The sequence below is a fragment of the Enterobacter sp. RIT637 genome, assembly GCF_019718755.1.
Classification (GTDB): Bacteria; Pseudomonadota; Gammaproteobacteria; order Enterobacterales; family Enterobacteriaceae; genus Enterobacter.
Genome location: NZ_JAIHAZ010000021.1, coordinates 1 through 17,463 on the forward strand (window position 1 = coordinate 1; position 17,463 = coordinate 17,463).

Consider the following 17,463-nt stretch of genomic DNA (forward strand, 5'->3'; position numbering starts at 1 on the left):
CATGCCGAACTCAGAAGTGAAACGCCGTAGCGCCGATGGTAGTGTGGGGTCTCCCCATGTGAGAGTAGGGAACTGCCAGGCATCAATTAAGTAGAGAGGCCATCCGAAAGGATGGCCTTTTTGCGTTTCTGGACATCCCGCGTACCTATAAACAAATCACCTATCCCCCCGTATATACGGTAAACTATCCGCGTTTTTGCATCAGGATAGCGTCTATGAACCACTCCCTTAAGCCCTGGAATACCTTTGGCATTCAACGTAATGCTAATCAAATTGTACGTGCCGAGAATGCTCAGCAGTTGCTGAATGCATGGCAAAACGCGACAGATAATAACGAACCCGTACTGATTCTGGGCGAAGGAAGTAATGTCCTGTTTCTCGATGATTTTGCGGGAACGGTGATCGTTAACCGCATCATGGGAATTGATGTGGAAGAGCGTGCCGATAGCTGGCATCTGCACGTGGGAGCCGGAGAAAACTGGCACCAGCTGGTGCAATTTACCCTCGAAAAAGGGATGCCTGGCCTGGAAAATCTTGCATTGATCCCAGGCTGCGCTGGATCGTCACCCATTCAAAATATCGGTGCCTACGGCATCGAACTGAAACACGTCTGCGAATATGTTGACTGCATTGAACTGGCAACGGGAAATGCGAAACGTTTAACCGCAGAACAGTGCCGCTTTGGCTATCGTGACAGTATCTTCAAACATGATTACCAGGATCGTTTCGTCATTGTGGCCGTTGGCCTGCGTCTGGCGAAGCAGTGGAACCCGGTCCTTACCTACGGCGATCTCACCCGTCTCGATCCGGCCACCGTCACCCCGCGCGACGTTTTTGAATCGGTTTGCCATATGCGAATGACCAAACTCCCGGATCCAAAAGTGAATGGAAATGCAGGCAGTTTCTTCAAAAACCCGGTCATTAGCAGCGAAAATGCGAAAACGTTCCTCACCGGCTGGCCAACGGCTCCGCATTATCCCCAGGTGGATGGCAGCGTGAAGCTGGCCGCGGGTTGGCTTATCGACCAGTGCGAATTAAAAGGAACAACGATGGGTGGTGCTGCCGTTCATCGCCAGCAGGCGCTGGTGCTGATCAATCAAAACAATGCGACCAGCGACGATGTTGTGAAGCTTGCGCACCATGTCCGTCAGCGTGTGGGTGATAAATTCAACGTCTGGCTGGAGCCTGAAGTTCGCTTTATTGGCCGTACGGGTGAAGTCAACGCCGTGGAGACTATTGCATGAAGGACAACACGATCCCTTTAACCCTGATTAGCATCCTTGCGGACGGTGAGTTTCATTCTGGCGAGCAGCTGGGTGAGCGGCTGGGCATGAGCCGTGCCGCCATTAATAAACATATCCAGACGCTCCGCGACTGGGGCGTTGATGTGTTCACGGTCCCAGGAAAAGGCTACAGCCTGCCGGAGCCTATTCAACTGCTGAATGAAGAAGCGATCCGCAGCCAGATTGGACACGGCAATGTTGCGGTGCTGCCCGTTATTGACTCGACGAACCAGTACCTGCTGGATCGCCTGTCTGAGCTGAAATCTGGCGATGCCTGCGTGGCTGAATATCAGCAGGCCGGTCGCGGCCGTCGTGGACGTAAGTGGTTTTCGCCGTTTGGTGCGAATCTCTATCTGTCCATGTACTGGCGACTCGATCAGGGCCCGGCAGCGGCCATTGGCCTAAGCCTGGTCATCGGGATTGTGATGGCGGAAGTCCTGCACGATCTGGGCGCGGATAAGGTGCGGGTAAAATGGCCTAACGATCTCTACCTGAACGATCGAAAACTGGCGGGTATCCTGGTCGAGCTAACGGGAAAGACCGGCGATGCTGCGCAGATCGTCATCGGTGCCGGGTTAAACATGGTGATGCGTAATGTGCAGAACGATGTGGTGAACCAGGCCTGGACCAACCTGCAGGAAGCGGGTATCACTATCGACCGCAATGTCCTGGCCGCGCGAATGATTAAAGAGCTGCGCAGCTCACTCAGGCTCTTTGAGCAAGACGGGCTGGCACCGTTCCTGTCTCGCTGGGAAAAGCTGGATAACTTTATCAACCGCCCGGTGAAACTGCTGATTGGGGATAAAGAAATCTACGGCATTTCTCGCGGAATTGATGCGCAGGGGGCGCTGCTCCTGGAACAGGATGGCGCGATCAAACCCTGGATGGGCGGGGAAATCTCCTTACGCAGCGCTGAATAACCGGATTGGATTAATGATGCGAAAACCCGCATGCGCCACGCTGGCTGTCATGATGAGTTTGCTGTTCACGCCTTTCTCTCAGGCAGGCCAGGCCTGGGAGAGTTACAAAGCGCGCTTCTTTAAGCCGGATGGGCGAATCGTCGATACCGGCAACGGTGACGTTTCCCATACGGAAGGCCAGGGTTTTGCCATGCTGATGGCGGTGGCAAACGATGATAAAGCGACCTTTGATAAACTCTGGAACTGGACCAACAGCACGCTGAAGAATAAAGAGAACAATCTTTTTTACTGGCGTTATAACCCCGCTCAAACGGACCCGATTGCCGACAAAAATAACGCCTCCGATGGCGATGTGCTCATTGCCTGGGCTCTGTTAAAAGCGAACGCGCGCTGGCATGACAAGGGCTACAGCACGGCATCGGATGCCATTACCAAAGCGCTGCTTGCCCATAACGTTATCCGCTATGCGGGTTACCGCGTGATGTTGCCCGGCTCACAGGGGTTTAAGCTGGACAATAACGTTGTGCTTAATCCTTCCTACTTCGTGTTTCCTGCCTGGCAGGCATTTGCTGACCGCAGCCATTTGCAAATATGGCGTCAGCTCGCGCAGGACGGAGAGCGGCTGCTGAAGAAAATGGGGTCGGGCAAAGCCAACCTGCCAACCGACTGGGTCTCTCTCGACACGAAAGGGACGCTGGTCCCTGCAAACGCCTGGCCGCCCCGCATGAGCTATGACGCCATCCGCATTCCGCTGTACATCAGCTGGTCCAACGCGAAAAGTCCCTTGCTCACACCTTGGCGCGCCTGGTTCGGTCAGTTTCCGCGTGAACAAACCGCCGCGTGGGTTAACGTCACGACAAATGAATACGCCCCCTACATGATGGCAGGCGGTCTGCTGGCAGTGCGTGATTTAACGATGGGGCAGACGGTCGGTGAGCCCGACATCACTGCGGAAGATGATTACTATTCGGCAAGCCTGAAAATGCTGGTGTGGATCTCAAAACAATAAGGCCCGCTCCCCGCCGGGGAGAGGGCCAGATCTTTTACTGCGGATACGGTACCCAGTCGCCGCCGTTAAGGCGAACATACGGTTTGTTCTGGTACTGGATCACCACCGCATTGGCGTTCTCCGATACCTCTGCCGTTTGTGGCAGACCGCTGGTGAGCTGATCCCAGTTCACGCTATCTTCAACAAACAGCTTACCGTCTACCGCGCGGGCAACGAGTTCTGAAATCGCCAGATAACTGCTTGGCTGAGTGATTTCGATTGGCGCACCCTGATGCGGTGTCTTCATACCGAAGAATTTAATCCCGGCAGGAACGTTGGTAATCGACGGGCTTGGAATATCACGCAGGCCGGATACCTGCATCCTGTCGCCTTTCAGCGCGCCGCCGTGTTCAGGTACCACAACAACCATGACTTTACGGCCTGATTTGTCCAGCTCGGTAAAGAACGCGTCCAGTTCATCAAAGAACTTCTGCGCCCGAACTTTGTAATCTGCCGTTTTGCTCACGCCCGGGAAGTGGTTACCATCGTGAAGCGGCAGGGTATTAAAGAATGTTGCACTACGCGAACCCTCTTCCTTGCTGACGGTCTGCAACCAGCGCTGTAGCACGGCCGTATCGTCATAAACCGGAGAACCATCGAAGCCCAACAGGGTGACCGGCAGACCCGTTTGGTCCATCAGCGGTGCCTGCATACCCCCTTCTTCACGCACCTCTTTCAGGAAGTTACCAAACTGACCGTTATGACCCAGCATCAGGTGCTGCGTAAAGCCCAGTTTGGACAGGTTATCAAACAGGTAACACTGGTTACCGGCTGGCTGGTAGAGGTTCTTATGCGAAGGTTGACCGCAGCTTGCACGTAACAGGCGAATCGCTGCCGGGCCGCTGTAAGAGGTCGCAGAGTTGAAGTCTTTAAACTGAATATCGAAATGCGCCCACAGCGGATGCGACATTAATCCGGCTGCATCCACATCCGCCCAGGAGAGAGAACAGATGTTGATCACCAGCAGTTCAAATGGCTGGGCGTCGGCAGGTAGTGCGTCCGGGAATTTGGTCTGACGTTTATCTTCAGCGGTATAGAAACTAGAGAGCCACGCGTTCAGATTGGTGGACGTGGGCGGGGCGGTTTGCGTCGGAATATCGCCAACCACCGGCGTATCGCCTGCCGTCGTGACGGTTGCTGCCGCCGTACCGCCGGTAGTAGTGACCGTTGTGGTCGGCTGGCCGGCTGGCCACAGGGAGAAGCTCGGCCCCGCCAGCGTCAGTACGTTTAACCAGACCATAATCGCGACGACAAACACGGTCACACGGATCCACTGTGCCAGGAACAGCCAGGCGACCAGCAGCACAAACACCGCGCCAATCATCTGCCAGTTAATAAAGCGCTCAACCAGATCAAGCATATAGTCGGTACTGAAGCCCGCAACCTGCGAGCCCTGGCTCATAATGCTTTCCGGACCCGGTAACCAGGTGTCATGCCAGAACAGCGCGAAACCAATGGGGATAGCGACCCAGTGACGCAAGCGATGCAGCCTGATATTGGGAATAGGCATCAGCAGGAACGCCATAAACACCAGGTTAAGCAGAGGGTGGAAATTAAGATAGCCTGCCCAGAGCAGGCCAAACTTCACCAGAAAGTAGAAATTCCAGCCGGAAAGTCCGCGCCAGTATTGCCAGAGCGGCGAAGGTGCCGACGTGGTGTAGGTAGAATTAGTCATGTTTTCGGTCTGCCTTGACGTTCGGAGCGCGTGTCAGTGTTCCGGCTGGTTTAATGTAGCGGGGTTTTAAAAACATTAATCTGGCCGTATCGCGAATACGACGCAGGGAATGGCGCGCATAGTAGCCCAGCGGGAAAAAAATCAGCGCACACAGTACGACCAGTTGAATGATATCGCTGAGATTCATGATGATGCGCTCTCCTCGCCCTCAGGTAATAAGCGTCGTGGTTCGGGTATCCGGCGCCAGACATGCCCGTCATGCTTCGCATTCAGGATCGGTTTGACATCGTTTGTCATGGGTAATGGCTTCGCCCATTGTTCAGGCGTCAGGGCGCGCATTTGCATCAGTTCAGCACTAATCAAATTATCTTCAAACCAAATCATGCGGTTAGAGAAAATATCGCCAGTCGGCAGAGGGAAGATATGGTTGAGCGCGGTATCGAGATCGTTTACCCGGCAGAAGGATAAAAACAGCACCAGACGGTTATCGCCAATCGTCATGATGTCTCCGACGCGGTTAGGGCGACATAGCGTGAGCGCCTGCTCAACACGAATGCCCGGCACCGGACGCAGGGCAACCATGACCCCTTTTCCGTCCGCTGGCAGCAGCGTATTACTCATCATGTTGCCGACGGCATCACAGAAGGTATCCCACTTTTGAAAACCGCGCAGTTTCATTGGCTGTGTCATTGAGAGCAAGGTGCCGATATCTTCCGGAACATGGCGGTTAAACTGCTGCCCCTGTATGCTCTCAATAAGCGTCAGGCAGCGCGACAGCGGCGCATTCCATGGTATGACCATATTTGCGCCGCAGCCCAGCAGCAGTCGTTCGTCAGTGGCACGCAGGCTGGTATTATTTTCACGCACCACGATTTTTAACGCACTGCCGCGTTGACGGCGTAAGGTGTGAATGTGTCTCGCCAGCGTTTCGATTTGGTTATTCTGCATGAGAGAAAAAACAATCGTAGCGGCCTGCGTCGTGCGGGCCTCATTAAATAACGCTTCGTTAGTTTCAAACAGTGACCAATTTTCAGAGAGCGCAGGCGCACCTTCTAATACCGCAATATGGCTCAGAATGCGTTTTTCATCGCTGCGCGGCTGAACCACGGTTTCTTCTTGCCGGGCGAGATGCCACTCCCCCTCGATATGTTTAAGGGTGAGCTGCTGGCGAGCGCTAACCCCTTTTTCATTGCACCAGAACGCAATATCGTAAAGATAGCTATCTGTCTGGTCATGGATACTTGCCAGACCGAAAAGAGAACGATATTCGCCCATTAACAGTGAAAAAAGCTTGTCATTATTACTACTGGGGTTAACAACCAATAGCGTGCAGTTTTGATTTTTTGCCCACTTATTGATTCTGTTCAACCAGCGCAGCAGTTTTTCTGAGGGGATATTTTGCAGCGCGTTATTCGAACATTTTAGAATCAGGAAATAGTGATCCGGATCAATCGAGCACTGAATATCGCGGGGCAAAAAGTATAGACTATCCGCCTCCGAAGACATGGAAAATAATCGTACGGTCTGTGGCCCACGGTCGTTTTCGAGCCTGATGATATTTTTAGGTTCTTCGCCCATCGTAATGACAGCCACGCGGGAATCCTTATCCTGTGCGGCAATCGTCTGGTTTACCAGACTTATGGCATCTTCGTTGCGATCCGTATTAATCCACCAGACTCCTCCGACTGGCATGTGCCGCAATTCGTCCCATAATGACTGGATGCCAATAGAAAATATGGAGTCCACGGTATCCCTCTTTTCGTCGAATTTATCTGTATCTCAGTTTACTAGCGAAAGCGTAGAAATAAACCTAACATTGAAATTAAAGAGCATCAGATTTAGCATGTAAATGAAATTTCGTGGGCAGGATGCCTCACAACATCTGATCGTGTGATTTTACGCTAAGGGATGAATTAATCATGCATAATAACGAATCCGGAACGCCTGTAGACTCAAGCCTGGGTTACACATTTCAAAACGATTTTCTGGCGCTGACGCAGGCTTTCTCTTTGCCCGAAATAGATTACACCGATATTTCCCAGCGGGAACAGTTGGCCGCGGCTATTAAACGCTGGCCGTTATTAGCTGAATTTGCCCAACAACAATAAGGGAGCCATTGATGGCCATACTAGGATTACAGGGCGTCCGTGGTGGTGTAGGTACAACATCCATTACCGCGGCGCTGGCGTGGTCATTACAGCTGTTAGGCGAATCGGTGCTGGTTATTGATGCCTGCTCCGATAATTTGCTGCGCATGTCATTTAACGTCGACTTTACGCATACAAAGGGTTGGGCCCGCGCACTGCTCGATGATAAAGACTGGCGTGACGCGGGTATGCGCTACACCTCCCAGCTTGATTTACTTCCTTATGGTCAATTGACTGAAGCTGAGCGTGAGAATGAAGCCGCGTATCAGCGTCTGCTTTCGCAATTTACGACCGCGTTGAAGAGCCTGGAGGAAAAAGGGCAGTATCAGTGGATATTGCTGGATCTGCCGCACGGCGCCGCCGCGCTGACCCGCCAGCTTATCGCACAGTGTGACCATGTCCTCTCCATCGTGAATGTGGATGCGAATTGCCATATCCGCTTGCACCAACAGCCGTTGCCCACAAATGCCCATCTTCTGATTAACGATCTTCGCATCAACAGCCAGATCCAGGACGATCTCTACCAGGTTTGGCTGCAAAGCCAGCGTCGCCTGCTGCCGATTGTTATCCATCGCGATGAGGGAATGGCGGAATGTCTCGCCTCTAAGCAACCGCTCGGTGAATATCGGGGAGATTCGCTGGCAGCCGAAGAGATCCTGACGCTGGCGAACTGGTGCTTGCTTCACTTCGCGAAAAGACCGGAATCTGCCGGGAGTACGGTATGAGTCGCCTGTCTAACGGGTTACTTATCCCGCCGGTCAGTTCGCGTTTAAGCGAGCGCTACCGGCACTACCGTCGACACGGCGCGTCGTCGCTGAGTGCCACGCTTGGTTGCTTCTGGTTAATCCTGGCCTGGATATTTATTCCACTCGAACACCCCCGCTGGCAGGGTATTCGTGCGCGTCACAGTGAACTCTATCCGCACATTAACCCCGACCGCCCAAGGCCTCTCGATCCCGCACGCTATGCGATTCAGGCCGTCTGGCTGGCAGCGACGTCGGCCAGAGTGGAAAAATCCACGCCGCGCTGGCGTAGCTTCGATCGCGTGCAGAACTTACGTGAACGCTATCACCAGTGGCTGGACAGGCTTCCCGACCGCGTCGGCGACAAAACCAGTCATCTGGATAATCATAAAGAGCTCGGGCACCTGCACCCGGGCTTCAGGCGTTTTATCCTCGGCGTCATTGTGGTGTTCTCGCTCATTCTGGCACTGGTCTGTATTACGCAGCCGTTCAACCCGTTGGCACAGTTCACCTTCCTGATCCTGCTCTGGGGCGTGGCGCTGCTGGTGCGGCGCATTCCGGGACGCTTCTCCGCCCTGATGCTGATCGTGCTGTCACTGACGGTTTCCTGCCGCTATATCTGGTGGCGCTATACATCAACGCTCAACTGGGATGACCCGGTCAGTCTGGTGTGCGGTCTGGTTCTGCTGTTTGCCGAAACTTACGCGTGGATTGTGCTGGTCCTGGGCTATTTCCAGGTTATCTGGCCGTTGAACCGCCAGCCGGTTCCGCTACCAAAAGACACCACCCAGTGGCCGTCGGTCGATCTCTTTGTACCAACTTACAACGAAGACCTGACGGTGGTGAAAAACACCATTTATGCCGCATTAGGCATCGACTGGCCGAAAGATAAGCTCAAAATCTGGATCCTGGATGACGGTGGCCGCGCCGAGTTTCGCCAGTTTGCGGAGGAGGTCGGCGTGGAGTACATCGCCCGTACCACCCATGAACATGCGAAGGCCGGGAACATCAACAACGCCCTGAAGTATGCCACCGGGGAGTTCGTCTCCATCTTTGACTGCGACCACGTGCCAACGCGCTCGTTCCTGCAGATGACGATGGGCTGGTTCCTGAAAGAGAAAGAGCTGGCGATGATGCAGACGCCACACCACTTCTTCTCACCGGATCCGTTTGAACGCAACCTTGGTCGTTTCCGTAAAACCCCGAACGAAGGCACGCTGTTCTATGGCCTGGTGCAGGACGGAAACGATATGTGGGACGCCACCTTCTTCTGCGGCTCCTGTGCCGTTATCCGCCGCAAACCGCTGGATGAGATTGGCGGTATCGCCGTTGAGACGGTGACGGAAGATGCCCACACCTCGCTGCGTTTACACCGCCTTGGCTATACCTCCGCGTACATGCGCATTCCACAGGCGGCAGGGTTGGCGACAGAATCGCTGTCGGCGCATATCGGCCAGCGTATACGCTGGGCGCGTGGCATGGTGCAAATTTTCCGTCTCGATAACCCATTGATGGGCAAAGGGCTGAAGCTGGCGCAGCGCCTGTGCTACGTCAACGCCATGTTCCACTTCTTATCCGGTATCCCGCGGCTGATCTTCCTCACCGCGCCGCTGGCGTTCCTGCTTCTTCACGCCTACATCATTTACGCCCCGGCGCTGATGATCGCGCTGTTTGTTCTGCCGCACATGATCCACGCGAGCCTGACGAACTCGAAGATCCAAGGGAAATATCGCCATTCGTTCTGGAGTGAAATCTACGAAACCGTGCTGGCCTGGTACATTGCCCCGCCAACCATGGTGGCGCTGATTAACCCGCACAAAGGTAAGTTTAATGTCACCGCGAAAGGTGGGCTGGTGGAAGAGGAGTATGTCGATTGGGTGATCTCCCGTCCGTATATCTTCCTGGTCCTGCTTAACATCGTTGGCGTCATCGTAGGCATCTGGCGTTACTTCTACGGCCCGGAAAACGAGGTCCTGACGGTATTCGTGAGTATGGCGTGGGTGTTCTACAACCTGATTATCCTCGGTGGTGCGGTAGCCGTATCGGTCGAGAGCAAACAGGTACGTCGTGCGCACCGCGTCGAGATCAGCATGCCGGCAGCAATAGCCCGCGAAGATGGTCACCTCTTCTCCTGTACCGTGCACGACTTCTCTGACGGTGGTTTGGGCATCAAAATCAACGGTCAGGCGAAGGTGCTGGAAGGGCAAAAGGTCAATCTGCTGCTCAAGCGTGGTCAGCAGGAGTATGTCTTCCCTACGCAGGTTGCGCGTGTGGCGGGTGATGAAGTGGGTCTGAAGCTGATGCCGTTGACCAAAAAGCAACATATTGATTTTGTGCAGTGTACGTTTGCCCGCGCGGATACGTGGGCTCTCTGGCAGGACAGCTTCCCGGAAGATAAACCTCTGGAAAGCCTGCTGGATATTCTGAAGCTGGGGTTCCGTGGCTATCGTCACCTTGCAGAATTTGCCCCGTCGTCGGTGAAATTAATTTTCCGGTCACTTACTTCACTGGTTTCCTGGGTCGTGTCGTTCATTCCGCGTCGACCTGAGCGAGATGAAGCGAAGCAGGCAGACCCGGTTATGGCTCAACAATGATGATAACGCGATGAAAACAAAACTTTCCTGGTTATGTGCAGTGGCAATGGGGATGAGTGCGCTCCCTACAACAATGGCTAACGCAGCGCCTGATAACGCAGCGGCCACGCCTGCCCCTACGGTTCCGGTGGTCGCGCAAGCGACCGATCCTGTTGTCACGGCAGCACCGGGGCAAACGGAAAACGTGGTCCCGAATAAGCCGACGGCGGGGAATACCTTACCTGCCGACAGCCAGGTCGTTGGGCAGGTGATGCCAGGCGTACGCGGTGCCAGTGCGCCTGTCGTCGCCGAAAATGTACCGTCGCGCGATGTGAAGCTGTCGTTCGCCCAGATTGCACCACCGCCGGGCAGCATGGTGCTGCGTGGCATCAATCCTAATGGCGGCGTTGAGTTTGGGATGCGTAGCGACGAAGTGGTATCGAATGCGGTGTTGAATCTGGAATACACGCCATCACCGTCACTGCTGCCCGTTCAGTCTCAGCTGAAGGTCTATCTGAACGATGAACTGATGGACGTTTTGCCGGTTACTAAAGAGCAGCTGGGTAAGAAAACCTTGGCTCAGGTGCCGATCAACCCGCTGTTCATCACCGACTTTAACCGTGTCCGTCTGGAGTTCGTCGGTCACTATCGCGATGTGTGTGAAAACCCAGCCAGCAACACGCTGTGGATGGATATTGGTCGTAACTCCTCGCTGCAGTTGACCTATCAGCCGCTGGCGTTAAAAAACGATCTCTCAGCTTTCCCGGTCCCGTTCTTCGACCCGCGTGATAATCGCCCGTTAAACCTGCCGATGGTCTTTGCCGGTGCGCCTGATGTGACGGAACAGCTTGCCGCCACCATCGTGGCCTCCTGGTTTGGCTCTCGTTCCGGCTGGCGCGGTCAGAGCTTCCCGGTCATGTACGACAAAATGCCGGACAAGAACGCCATTGTATTTGCCACTAACGCCAAACGCCCGGCGTTCCTGCGCGAACACCCGGACGTTAAAGCACCGACGATTGAAATGATCAACCACCCGGACAATCCGTATGTGAAGCTGCTGGTCGTCTTCGGGCGTGATGAGAAAGATCTGGTGCAGGCGGCAAAAGGCATTGCGCAGGGGAATGTTCTCTTCCGGGGAAACAGCGTTGTGGTGGACGAGGTGAAACCGCTGCTGCCGCGTAAGCCTTACGATGCCCCTCACTGGGTGCGTACCGATCGCCCTATTAGCTTCGGCGAGCTGAAAACCTATGAAGAGCAGCTGCAGTCGACCGGGCTTGAGCCTTCTCCTGTCAGTTTGTCGATGAATCTGCCGCCAGATCTGTATCTGCTGCGCACCAACGGTATTGATATCAACCTGAACTACCGTTACACCGCGCCGTCGACCAAAGACAGCTCGCGTATGGATATCAGCCTGAACAACCAGTTCCTGCAATCATTCAGTCTGACGAGCACCCAGGATACCAACCGCCTGATGCTCCGTCTGCCTGTGCTGCAGGGGCTGCTGGACGGTAAAACCGATGTGTCCATCCCGGCGCTGAAGCTTGGCGCGATAAACCAGCTGCGTTTCGACTTCCAGTATATGAACCCGATGCCTGGCGGCTCGGTGGATAACTGCATCACCTTCCAGCCGGTACAGAACCATGTCGTGATTGGCGATGAGTCCACTATCGACTTCTCGAAGTATTATCACTTTATCGCGATGCCGGATCTGCGTGCGTTTGCCAACGCCAGCTTCCCGTTCAGCCGCATGGCCGACTTGTCTGAGTCGATTATTGTGATGCCGAAAGCGCCAAATGAGGGGCAGGTGTCGACGCTGCTGAATACGCTGGGGACGGTTGGGTCGCAAACCGGTTTACCGGCCATCAACGTCTCGCTCACCGACGATGGCAGCCAAATCCAGAACAAAGATGCCGATATCATGGTCATTGGCACCATTCCGGACAAGCTGAAGGATGATAAACGCGTCGATCTGCTGGTGCAGGCTGCCCAGTCGTGGGTTAACACGCCGCTGCGCCAGACCGAGTTCCCAAGCATTATGCCGGACAGCGGTGACCGCCAGGCCAGCGTTAAAACCAGCGTAAGCTCAACGGGCCCGATGGCGGCAATCGTGGGCTTCCAGTCACCGTATAACGACCAGCGCAGCGTGATCGCCCTGCTGGCAGACAGCCCTCGCGGGTATGAACTGTTAAATTCGGCCATGAACGACAGCGGTAAACGGGCCGCTATGTTTGGTTCTGTCTCCGTTATCCGTGAGGCGGGCGTCAACAGCCTGCGCGTCGGCGATGTCTATTATGTCGGTCATCTGCCGTGGTTCGAACGTCTGTGGTATGCCTTGTCCAACCATCCGGTTCTGCTGGCGATTCTGGCTGCAGTGAGTGTGATATTGCTGGCATGGGTGCTGTGGCGTCTGCTGCGTATCATCAGCCGTCGTCGTTTGAATCCGGATCATGAGTAAGCTGTAATGAAAGGCTTTCGCTGGTGTGTATTAGCCGTGTTGATGCTGGCGGCGACGAATCTACGCGCCGCCTGTAGCTGGCCTGCCTGGGAACAGTTTAAACAGGACTACATCAGCGAAAGCGGGCGCGTTATCGATCCCAGTGACGCGCGAAAAATTACCACCTCTGAAGGGCAAAGCTATGCGCTGTTCTTTGCCCTGGCTGCAAACGATCGTAAAGCGTTCGATCTGCTGCTGGCGTGGACGCGCGATAATCTCGCCGGGGGGGATTTAGCGTCCAACCTGCCCGCCTGGCTGTGGGGGCAAAAGGACAAAGAGACTTGGGCGGTTATCGACCCTAACTCCGCGTCCGATGCCGATATCTGGATTGCCTGGTCGCTGCTGGAAGCGGGGCGGCTGTGGAAAAATCAGGACTACACCCGCACAGGCAAGGGGCTGCTTAAACGCATCGTCAGCGAAGAAGTGGTGAAAGTACCGGGTCTGGGTTTCATGCTGCTGCCGGGTAAAACCGGATTTGCCGAAGAGAACGCCTGGCGCTTTAACCCCAGCTACCTCCCGCCACAGCTAGCGAACTATTTCACCCGATTTGGTGCGCCGTGGGCCACGCTTCGTGAAACCAATCTACGTTTATTGCTGGAGACGGCACCGAAGGGCTTCTCCCCGAACTGGGTGCAGTACCAGAAAAACAGAGGCTGGCAGCTCGGTCAGGATAAATCGCTGGTGGGCAGCTACGACGCCATCCGCGTTTATCTCTGGGTGGGCATGATGAATGATAAAGACCCGCAGAAGGCTCGGCTGCTGACACGCTTTAAGCCAATGGCAACGGTGACGGCAAAGCAGGGCGTGCCGCCGGAGAAAGTAGACGTGGCAACCGGAAAACGGACGGATAAAGGCCCGGTCGGTTTTTCTGCCTCTCTGCTACCTTTTTTACAGAATCGGGACGCGCAGGCAGTGCAGCGACAGCGCGTCGCCGATCGTTTTCCTGATAATAATGCCTATTACAGCTATGTACTGACCCTCTTTGGGCAAGGTTGGGATCAGCATCGTTTTCGCTTCACCACACAGGGTGAATTAATACCGGATTGGGGCCAGGAATGCGCAAGTTCACAATAAATCTACTCAGTTTATCGCTTGGCCTGGCACTGATGCCAATGGCCGGGGCCGCCAATTCCCCCCAGCAGCAACAGCTGCTGGAGCAGGTTCGTCTGGGCGAATCGACGCAGCGTGAGGATTTGGTTCGCCAGTCGCTTTACCGCCTGGAGCTGATCGACCCGAATAACCCGGACGTGATTGCCGCACGTTTCCGCTATCTCTTGCGTCAGGGAGATAACGCGGGCGCGCAAAAAGAGCTGGACCGACTGAAAGGCATGGCGCCGAGCTCCAGCGCATACAAGTCTTCCCGCAATACAATGCTGCTCTCCACGCCTGATGGCCGCCAGGCCTTGCAGCAGGCTCGCCTGTTGGCGACGACGGGTCATACGCAGGAAGCCATTGCCGCCTATGACAAACTGTTTGCTGGCGATCCGCCGGACGGCGATTTGGCAGCAGAATACTGGACGCTTGTAGCCAAAGAGCCCGCCAGACGGAATGCCGCCATTAATCAGCTGAAGAAGATTAATGCCAGTAATCCGGGCAATACGCAGCAGCAGGCCGCGCTGGCGCAACTCCTGTTCCAGAGCGGACGCCGCGATGAAGGCTTTGCGGTGCTGCAGGCGATGGCGAAATCCAACAGTGGCCGCAGCCAGGCGTCTGATATGTGGTATCAGCAAATTAAAGATCAGCCCGCCAGCAGCGCCAGCGTTAGCGCGCTGAAGAAATACCTCACGGTATTTAGCGATGGCGACAACGTGACGGCGGCGCGAGCCCAGCTTGACGCACAGCAAAAACAACTTGCTGATCCGACGTTCCGCGCGAAAGCCGAAGGGCTAGCCGCAGTGGATGCCGGGCAGGGCGGTAAAGCGGTGGCAGAACTGCAAAAAGCGGTCAGCGCCAACCATGCCGACAGCGAAGCCGTGGGCGCGCTGGGCCAGGCCTATTCACAAAAAGGTGACCGCGCTCGCGCGGTGGCGCAGTTTGAAAAGGCAATTGCTCTCGATCCGCAGAGCGATAATCGGGGCAAATGGGACAGCCTGCTGAAGGTTAACCGCTACTGGCTGCTGATCCAGCAGGGTGATGCGGCGCTGAAAGCTAACAATACTGCCCAGGCGGAGCGCTATTTCCAGCAGGCGCGCAATATCGATAATACCGACAGCTATGCGGTGTTGGGGCTGGGCGATGTTGCCGCCGCGCGCAAAGATAACGACGCCGCCGAGCGGTATTACCGTCAGGCGCTGCGCATGGACAGCGGCAACAGCAACGCGGTGCGCGGCCTCGCCAATGTGTATCGCGCGCAGTCGCCGGAGAAGGCGACGCAGTTTATTCAGTCCCTCTCGGCCAGCCAGCGTCGCAGCATAGATGATATTGAACGCAGCCTTACCAACGAGCAGCTCTCCGCGCAGGCAGAACAGCTGGAAAACCAGGGGCAATACGCCCAGGCCGCAGAAATTCAGCGTCAACGCCTCGCGCTCTCGCCGGGAGACGTGTGGATCACCTACCGTTTGTCGCGTGATCTCTACAGCGCGGGCCAGCGCAGTCAGGCGGATACTCTCATGCGCCAGCTGGCAAGCCAGAAGCCGGGCGATCCGGATCAGGTCTACGCCAACGGGCTGTATCTCTCGGGTAACGATCAGGATCGCGCCGCGCTGGCGCATCTGGATACCCTGCCGCGCGACAAGTGGAACGGCAATATTCAGGAGCTGGCTGACCGACTGCAGAGCAATCAGGTACTGGAAACCGCTAACCGCCTGCGTGACAGCGGGAAAGCGCAGGAGGCTGAAGACCTGCTTCGTCAGCAGCCCGCATCCACGCGCATCGATTTAACGCTGGCAGACTGGGCAGAACAGCGCGGCGATCATGAGGCCGCGAAAACGGCCTATAGCACCGTGCTCCAGCGTGAGCCGCAAAACGAAGATGCACTCCTCGGACTGACCGAAGTTTATATCGCGCAGGGTGATAAAGACGCGGCGCGCGCAGAGCTGGCAAAACTGCCTGCCGCGCAAAATGGTCAACCGCCGTCGCTCAATATGCAACGTCGGATCGCCATGGCGCAGGCTGGCCTGGGCGATTCCGCCGCCGCAGAGCAGACCTTCAGCAAGATTATCCCTCAGGCAAAATCGCAGCCTGCCTCAATGGACAATGCGCTGGTGCTGCGCGATGCGGCACGCTTCCAGGCCCAGAACGGCCAGCCGCAGCAGGCGCTGGAAACCTATAAAGATGCGATGGTGTCGTCCGGCATCACGACAACCCGTCCGGCGGATAATGACAGCTTTACCCGCCTGACGCGCAACGATGAAAAAGACGACTGGCTGAAGCGCGGCGTGCGCAGCGATGCCGGTGATTTATACCGCCAGCAGGATGTGAACGTCACGCTACAGCACGACTACTGGGGCTCCAGCGGCACCGGCGGCTATTCCGACCTGAAAGCGCATACCACGATGCTGCAGGTCGACGCGCCATTATCGGATGGACGCATGTTCTTCCGAAGCGATCTGGTCAATATGGACGCTGGCTCGTTTGCCACCAGTAACGGCACCTACGATCCGAAATGGGGTACCTGCGCCGAAACGCCGTGTAGCGGCAACACGAACCAGTCGGCGAACGGCGCAAGCGTGGCCGTTGGCTGGCAGAATAAAACCTGGGCGTGGGATCTGGGTACGACGCCAATGGGCTTCGACGTGGTAGATGTGGTCGGTGGCGTGAGCTACAGCAGTGACCTGGGGCCGATTGGCTACACCCTGAACGCGCATCGTCGTCCCATCTCCAGCTCTGTGCTGGCGTTCGCCGGGCAAAAAGATACCAATACCAACACCACCTGGGGCGGCGTCCGCTCGACCGGTGGCGGCGTGAGCATAAGCTATGACAAAGGCGAGGCGAACGGTATCTGGTCAAGCCTGAACATGGACAGCCTGACCGGTAAAAATGTGGAAGACAACTGGCGCATCCGCTGGATGACCGGCTATTACTACAAGCTGATCAACGAGAACAACGAGCGTCTGACGGTCGGTGTCTCAAACATGCTTTGGCATTACGACAAAGATCTCAGTGGCTACACGCTGGGACAGGGGGGCTACTACAGCCCGCAGGAGTATGTCTCCTTTGCGCTGCCGGTCACCTGGCGTAAGCGCACTGAGAACTGGTCCTGGGAGCTGGGCGGTTCGGTCTCCTGGTCGCATTCGAAGACGAAAGATGAGTTGCGTTATCCGAAACAGGGTCTGATCCCAACCGATGAGCCTGGCCGCTATACCGACAGAGGCGAAATGGAAACCGGCAGCAGTTCCTCCGGTACAGGTTATACCGCGAGGGCGATTATCGAGCGTCGCGTGACCTCTAACTGGTTTGTCGGTCTGGGCGTGGATATTCAGGAAGCAAAAGACTATACCCCGAGCCATGCGCTGCTCTACGTGCGTTATTCTGCCGCAGGCTGGCAGGGCGATATGGACCTGCCACCAGAGCCGCTGGTCCCTTACGCCGACTGGTAATCGGATTTTACTTAATCCAATTGTAAGTCTCTCTTAAAAGTG

The 17,463-nt window shown here is 55.6% G+C and carries 12 protein-coding genes; 9 read left to right on the forward strand and 3 right to left on the reverse strand.

Annotated features, from left to right (window positions below; genetic code table 11):
• Positions 1-215 precede the first annotated feature (215 nt).
• Genes murB through K5E19_RS21045 form a run of 3 tightly spaced genes read left to right on the forward strand, consistent with a single transcriptional unit; the run spans position 216 to position 3,212 of the window.
• Positions 216-1,244, forward strand: coding sequence for a UDP-N-acetylmuramate dehydrogenase (gene murB / locus K5E19_RS21035; protein ID WP_221552909.1), 1,029 nt, complete (start codon positions 216-218; stop codon positions 1,242-1,244).
• On the forward strand, positions 1,241-2,203 hold the full coding sequence (birA, locus tag K5E19_RS21040; RefSeq protein WP_221552910.1) for a bifunctional biotin--[acetyl-CoA-carboxylase] ligase/biotin operon repressor BirA: 963 nt from the start codon (positions 1,241-1,243) through the stop codon (positions 2,201-2,203). Before murB ends, birA begins: the two co-directional genes overlap by 4 nt.
• Positions 2,204-2,219: 16 nt before the next feature.
• Entirely contained in the window at positions 2,220-3,212 is a 993-nt protein-coding gene (locus tag K5E19_RS21045; protein WP_221552965.1) for a glycosyl hydrolase family 8, read from the forward strand.
• A 34-nt stretch (positions 3,213-3,246) separates the two neighbouring features.
• Here K5E19_RS21045 and bcsG read toward each other — a convergent pair whose 3' ends face one another.
• Genes bcsG through bcsE form a run of 3 tightly spaced genes read right to left on the reverse strand, consistent with a single transcriptional unit; the run spans position 3,247 to position 6,672 of the window.
• Positions 3,247-4,926 carry a cellulose biosynthesis protein BcsG gene (gene bcsG / locus K5E19_RS21050; protein ID WP_221552911.1) on the reverse strand — a complete coding sequence of 560 codons (1,680 nt, stop codon included), beginning with the start codon at positions 4,924-4,926 and terminating at the stop codon, positions 3,247-3,249.
• Positions 4,919-5,113 carry a cellulose biosynthesis protein BcsF gene (gene bcsF, locus K5E19_RS21055; protein ID WP_100167293.1) on the reverse strand — a complete coding sequence of 65 codons (195 nt, stop codon included), beginning with the start codon at positions 5,111-5,113 and terminating at the stop codon, positions 4,919-4,921. Before bcsF ends, bcsG begins: the two co-directional genes overlap by 8 nt.
• A complete protein-coding gene (bcsE, locus tag K5E19_RS21060; RefSeq protein WP_221552913.1) occupies positions 5,110-6,672 on the reverse strand; it encodes a cellulose biosynthesis c-di-GMP-binding protein BcsE in 1,563 nt (520 codons plus the stop codon). The genes bcsF and bcsE overlap by 4 nt, the downstream gene beginning before the upstream one ends.
• Before the next feature lie 173 nt (positions 6,673-6,845).
• Between bcsE and bcsR the strand changes: the two genes are divergently transcribed.
• Genes bcsR through bcsC form a run of 6 tightly spaced genes read left to right on the forward strand, consistent with a single transcriptional unit; the run spans position 6,846 to position 17,421 of the window.
• A complete protein-coding gene (bcsR, locus tag K5E19_RS21065) occupies positions 6,846-7,034 on the forward strand; it encodes a cellulose biosynthesis protein BcsR (RefSeq protein ID WP_010426045.1) in 189 nt (62 codons plus the stop codon).
• A gap of 11 nt (positions 7,035-7,045) precedes the next feature.
• Complete coding sequence (gene bcsQ / locus K5E19_RS21070; protein ID WP_108417650.1) at positions 7,046-7,798, forward strand: cellulose biosynthesis protein BcsQ; 753 nt, start codon at positions 7,046-7,048, stop codon at positions 7,796-7,798.
• Complete coding sequence (gene bcsA / locus K5E19_RS21075; protein ID WP_010426042.1) at positions 7,795-10,410, forward strand: UDP-forming cellulose synthase catalytic subunit; 2,616 nt, start codon at positions 7,795-7,797, stop codon at positions 10,408-10,410. Before bcsQ ends, bcsA begins: the two co-directional genes overlap by 4 nt.
• A gap of 10 nt (positions 10,411-10,420) precedes the next feature.
• Positions 10,421-12,844, forward strand: a complete 2,424-nt coding sequence (gene bcsB, locus K5E19_RS21080) for a cellulose biosynthesis cyclic di-GMP-binding regulatory protein BcsB (protein ID WP_221552915.1) — start codon at positions 10,421-10,423, stop codon at positions 12,842-12,844.
• Positions 12,845-12,850: 6 nt separating this feature from the next.
• Complete coding sequence (gene bcsZ / locus K5E19_RS21085; protein ID WP_221552917.1) at positions 12,851-13,957, forward strand: cellulose synthase complex periplasmic endoglucanase BcsZ; 1,107 nt, start codon at positions 12,851-12,853, stop codon at positions 13,955-13,957.
• Positions 13,939-17,421, forward strand: a complete 3,483-nt coding sequence (bcsC, locus tag K5E19_RS21090) for a cellulose synthase complex outer membrane protein BcsC (RefSeq protein WP_221552919.1) — start codon at positions 13,939-13,941, stop codon at positions 17,419-17,421. Before bcsZ ends, bcsC begins: the two co-directional genes overlap by 19 nt.
• Positions 17,422-17,463: the final 42 nt, after the last annotated feature.

Coding starts and splice junctions, on each gene's coding strand:
- murB (WP_221552909.1), top strand. CDS start 216: ATGAACCACTCCCTTAAGCCCTGGAATACCTTTGGCATTCAACGTAAT.
- bcsQ (WP_108417650.1), top strand. CDS start 7,046: ATGGCCATACTAGGATTACAGGGCGTCCGTGGTGGTGTAGGTACAACA.
- bcsC (WP_221552919.1), top strand. CDS start 13,939: ATGCGCAAGTTCACAATAAATCTACTCAGTTTATCGCTTGGCCTGGCA.
- bcsG (WP_221552911.1), bottom strand. CDS start 4,926: ATGACTAATTCTACCTACACCACGTCGGCACCTTCGCCGCTCTGGCAA.
- K5E19_RS21045 (WP_221552965.1), top strand. CDS start 2,220: ATGCGAAAACCCGCATGCGCCACGCTGGCTGTCATGATGAGTTTGCTG.
- birA (WP_221552910.1), top strand. CDS start 1,241: ATGAAGGACAACACGATCCCTTTAACCCTGATTAGCATCCTTGCGGAC.
- bcsA (WP_010426042.1), top strand. CDS start 7,795: ATGAGTCGCCTGTCTAACGGGTTACTTATCCCGCCGGTCAGTTCGCGT.
- bcsZ (WP_221552917.1), top strand. CDS start 12,851: ATGAAAGGCTTTCGCTGGTGTGTATTAGCCGTGTTGATGCTGGCGGCG.
- bcsR (WP_010426045.1), top strand. CDS start 6,846: ATGCATAATAACGAATCCGGAACGCCTGTAGACTCAAGCCTGGGTTAC.
- bcsF (WP_100167293.1), bottom strand. CDS start 5,113: ATGAATCTCAGCGATATCATTCAACTGGTCGTACTGTGTGCGCTGATT.
- bcsB (WP_221552915.1), top strand. CDS start 10,421: ATGAAAACAAAACTTTCCTGGTTATGTGCAGTGGCAATGGGGATGAGT.